This is a genomic window from Tenacibaculum ovolyticum DSM 18103 (assembly GCF_000430545.1).
Lineage (GTDB): Bacteria > Bacteroidota > Bacteroidia > Flavobacteriales > Flavobacteriaceae > Polaribacter > Polaribacter ovolyticus.
In genome coordinates this window covers 1-4,712 of sequence record NZ_AUMF01000032.1, presented here as the reverse complement: position 1 = coordinate 4,712, position 4,712 = coordinate 1, and the positions used below count along the sequence as shown (strand labels likewise).

Genomic DNA, 4,712 nt, shown 5'->3' with positions numbered 1-4,712 from the left:
AAGTACCTGTTAAATTAATGTTTACCCAACCTACTATTGCTAGATTTGCATCTCAACTAAGCAATTTTTCTAAAAACACGTTACTTCCTGAAATAATTCCACAAGATAAATCAGCTTTTATTCCGTTGTCTTATAGCCAACAAGGTTTATGGTTTATAGATAAATTACAAGGTACTAAAGAATACCATATTCCTATAGGTGTAAAATTATCTGGCGATGTTAATTTTGAATTATTGGAACGTTCTTTAAGAATAATTGTTGAACGTCATGAAATTTTAAGAACTGTTATTAAAGAAAAAAACGGTATTGGTTATCAAGAATTAATAGCATCCAATAATTGGACTTTATCACAAAAAAATATAGAAAATACTTCTCTAGAAAATCAAGTAATTATTGACTTTACGAATGCTCCTTTTGATTTAGCCAAAGACTATACATTTAGAGCTTGTTTATACAAACTACCAGATAATAACTATGTTTTAGTTTGTGTTTTTCATCATATTGCTAGTGACGGTTGGTCTTTGTCTATTTTCACTGATGAATTTACCGATATATACGATAGTTTATATGTTGGTAAAGAATTAAAGCTACCGAAACTTCCTATTCAATATTCAGATTATTCAATTTGGCAAAGAAAATATATCTCAGAAGTATTTTTAGAAGTTCAACTATCTTATTGGGAAAATAAATTAAAAGGAACTAGCCCTATTCCTATAGCTACAGATTATGCTAGACCGGCTATACAAAGTACTGCTGGTTCAACAGTATATCTAGAATTTGATACTAATTTAAAAAATAAATTAAATCATTTATGCAAACAAGAAGGAGTTACTTTATTTATGTTATTGCTTTCTGGATTAAAGATATTATTAACCAAGTATAGCGGACAAAATGATATTTGTATTGGTACACCTATTGCGAATAGAAATACTAGTGATGTTGAGCAGATAATAGGTTGTTTTATTAATACAATTGCTTTAAGAAGTACTGTAGATCAATCGTTAAGTTTTAAAAGTTTCCTACAAGAAATTAAAGAAACTACTTTAGAAGGTTACGATAATGGGCAGGCTCCTTTTGATAAAGTAGTAGAGCAAGTAATTGAAGAAAGAGATATGAGTATTACGCCTATCTTCCAAATTATGTTTGGTGTGCAAAATACTCCAGCTTTAAGAGAAACAGGTTTAGAGGTTTTAAAAATAACACCTTATGATTTAGAGGAAGGAACAACTCAGTTTGATTTAAATATTTCTGCAAATGAACATGAAACAGGTATCTCTTTAAGTATCGAATATTGTACCGATTTATTTAAGGAAGAAACAGTTCAAAAAATATTTGAACATTATAAAGAATTGTTAAATAATATCATTTTAAATCAAACACAACCTTTATCATCTCTAGCAATACTTAATACCCAAGAACAAGAACAATTATTGTATACTTTTAACTATACAAAAGTTAATTACGATCAAAACCTTACAATAGTAGACTTATTTCAATCGCAAGTAAAAAACAATCCTAATGCTATAGCTTTATCATTTGAAGGAACTACACAAACGTATGATGAGTTAGACAAGCTTTCAAATAAACTAGCACACTATTTAGTTGAACAAGGTGTTGTAGCTGATGATTTTGTAGGTATTTGCTTAGAACGTTCTTTCAATATGGTTGTAGGAATTTTAGGAATCTTAAAAGCAGGAGGAGCCTATGTTCCTATAAAACCAGATTACCCTACTTCTAGAATCAAGCATATTTTAGAAGATATTAATTGTGCTATTCTAGTTACAGACGTAACTAGTGAAAATATAATTGATACAACTTTAATTAAAAATATTGAAGTAATAGCATTAGATTCTGAATGTGCAATTTACCATAATAAAAGAACAGAACCGTTAACACATAATATTGATCCTAACTCACTAAGTTATGTAATATACACTTCTGGAAGTACAGGTACTCCTAAAGGAGCTTTAATAGAACATAAAGGTTTATTGAATCATTTATTATTAATGAATGATACACTAACGTTAGATAAAAACACTACAATTGCTTTTACAGCACCTTTTACATTTGATATTTCTGTTTGGCAAATTTTAAGTAGCTTGTTAGTTGGTGGAAAAACAGCAATTTATAAAGAAAAAGACCTATTAGATACAACAACTTTTGTAAACAATTTAACCAGTGATGATGTTACTATTTTACAATTAGTACCATCTTATACAGCTAGTTTGCTAGAGACGACAGAAGCTGGAAGACTTCATAAATTAAAATATTTTTTAGTTACTGGAGAAGCAGTAACAAAAGATGTTTTAGATAGATGGTTCCAAGCATATCCTAATGTACCTGTAGTAAATGCTTATGGTCCAGCAGAAGCTTCAGATGATGTAACACTACATATTATGACTAAATCGCCAAAAGATGGTTTAGTTTCTATTGGTAAGCCAGTAGCAAATATGGAAATCTATATTGTAAATAGTCATGAGAATTTGTGTCCTATTGGTGTTATTGGAGAACTTTGGGTAGGTGGTGTTGGTGTTGGTCGTGGCTATTTAAATCTTAATCAACTAACAAAAGAAAAATTCATTACGAATCCTTTTACAGGTAATGGAAGGGTTTATAAAACAGGTGATTTAGGGCGTTGGTTATCAGACGGAACAATAGAATTTGTTGGAAGAATTGATGATCAAGTAAAAATTCGTGGACATCGTATAGAATTAGGAGAGATAGAAAATGCTTTATCTAGTTTTTCTGAAGTAATAAGCTGTTGTGTTTTAGCTAAAGAAGATGGGAGATCTATTAAAAATTTAATAGGTTATGTAGTGCTTGAAGGAGCATTAAATAATAATATACTTCAAGAAAAATTACAATCTAAATTACCAGACTATATGGTGCCTAGACTTTGGGTAGTTTTAGATGAAATTCCGTTAACACCTAATGGTAAGGTAAATAAGAAAGCATTACTTAAGATTGAAGCAATTGATACTTCATCTGAAAAACATATAGAGCCTAAAACTGATACAGAAAAACAATTAGCGGAAATTTGGCAAGAATTATTAGGTATTTCTAAAATAGGAACTAATGACAATTTCTTTGAATTAGGAGGTCATTCATTAATAGCTACACAGTTAGTCGCTAGAATACGACAATACTTCAATTTAGAAGAAATCTCTGTAGTAGACATATTTAGCAAACCTGTTTTATTGGATTTGGCAATTACTATTTCTAATAAAAAGCCAAAAAATACTTCGTCTGCAATAATTCAAAAAATTCCAACACAACAAGATTATGAACTTTCTCATGCTCAAAAGCGAATGTGGGTTCTTAATAAACTAGAAGAAGGTCAAACAAATTATAATATTCCTTATGCTTTACAATTAGTTGGTAATGTAGATGTTGACACATTAAATAAAGCAATACAAGGGGTTATTAATAAATATGAAATCTTAAGAACTATCTTTATTACTAGAGATGATCTTCCTAGGCAAAAAATAATTACTAATTATCAATACACACCAAGTTATACAGATATAAGTAATGAAACAAATCCTATTCAAAAAGCTAAAACAATAGCAGAAGAACAAGCTAATTTTGTTTTTAATTTAGAAAACAAACCTCCTTTTGAAATAAAATTATTGAAAATAGAAAACGAAAAATATGTTTTCTTATTTACTTTACATCATATTATTTCTGATGGATGGTCAGCACAAGTACTTTTAGAAGGAATATTAGAAAATTATAAATTAATTGTAGAAACAGGGAAATCTGATGAAGGTAAATTAGAAATACAATACAAAGATTATAGTGTTTGGCAAAATAACACCTTAAATCAAAAAGGATCTGATAGTATTAAACAATACTGGAATACTAAATTTTCTGATGAAATAACACCTTTGAAACTTCCATTTGATAAGCCTCGTGAAAGTGAAAATAATAACAATGGAGCTTCACAAAAGATAAGATTGTCTAAACAATCATATAAAGAAGTTAAGCTGTTCGCTAAAGAAAACCAAGTAACCCTATTTACTGTTCTAATGTCACTCTTTAAAACAGTATTATATAGATATAGTGATCAGAATGATATTATTGTTGGTACCCCTACAAATGGTAGAGATTATATAGAGTTAGAAGATCAAATAGGTTTCTTTGTAAATACTCTTGCTATTCGTTCTAATATCAAAAAAGAATTCTCTTTTAATGACTTATTAAATGAAGTAAAAACAAACTTATTAGAGGGCTATAAGTATCAAATGTATCCATTTGATAAATTAGTAAACGATCTCAATATTCCTTTAGAAGCAAATAAAAACCCAATTTTTGACATACTCGTTGATTTTCAGAGTGATAAAGAGATTAACGAAATTAAAAATGATTTCTTTGAGATTGAAGAATTTGAACAAGATTTAAGTTCTATAAAATTTGATTTATTCTTTAGTTTTACAGAAGAAAATGATGGGATTACAGTATCTGTAGATTATAAAACTCATTTGTTTTCAAATGAAACAATAGAAAGAATGTTAACTCATTTAACCTTAATATCTAACTATTTCATTTCTAATCCAGATAAGAAAATAAATGATTTTGATTACTTATCTAAAAAAGAATTTACATTACTAGAAGATCTTAATAAAACAGCTTTACGATATTCAAAAGAGAAATCAGTTATAGCAGTTTTTAAGGAACAAGTAATTAAAACTCCTAATAATATAGCTTTAGCT

The 4,712-nt window shown here is 28.5% G+C and carries 1 protein-coding gene; it reads left to right on the top strand.

The window, feature by feature from the left end:
• Positions 1-17: 17 nt before the first annotated feature.
• Positions 18-4,712 (top strand): non-ribosomal peptide synthetase (locus H518_RS0109935; protein WP_043706835.1); only part of this gene is annotated, 4,695 nt, incomplete at its 3' end.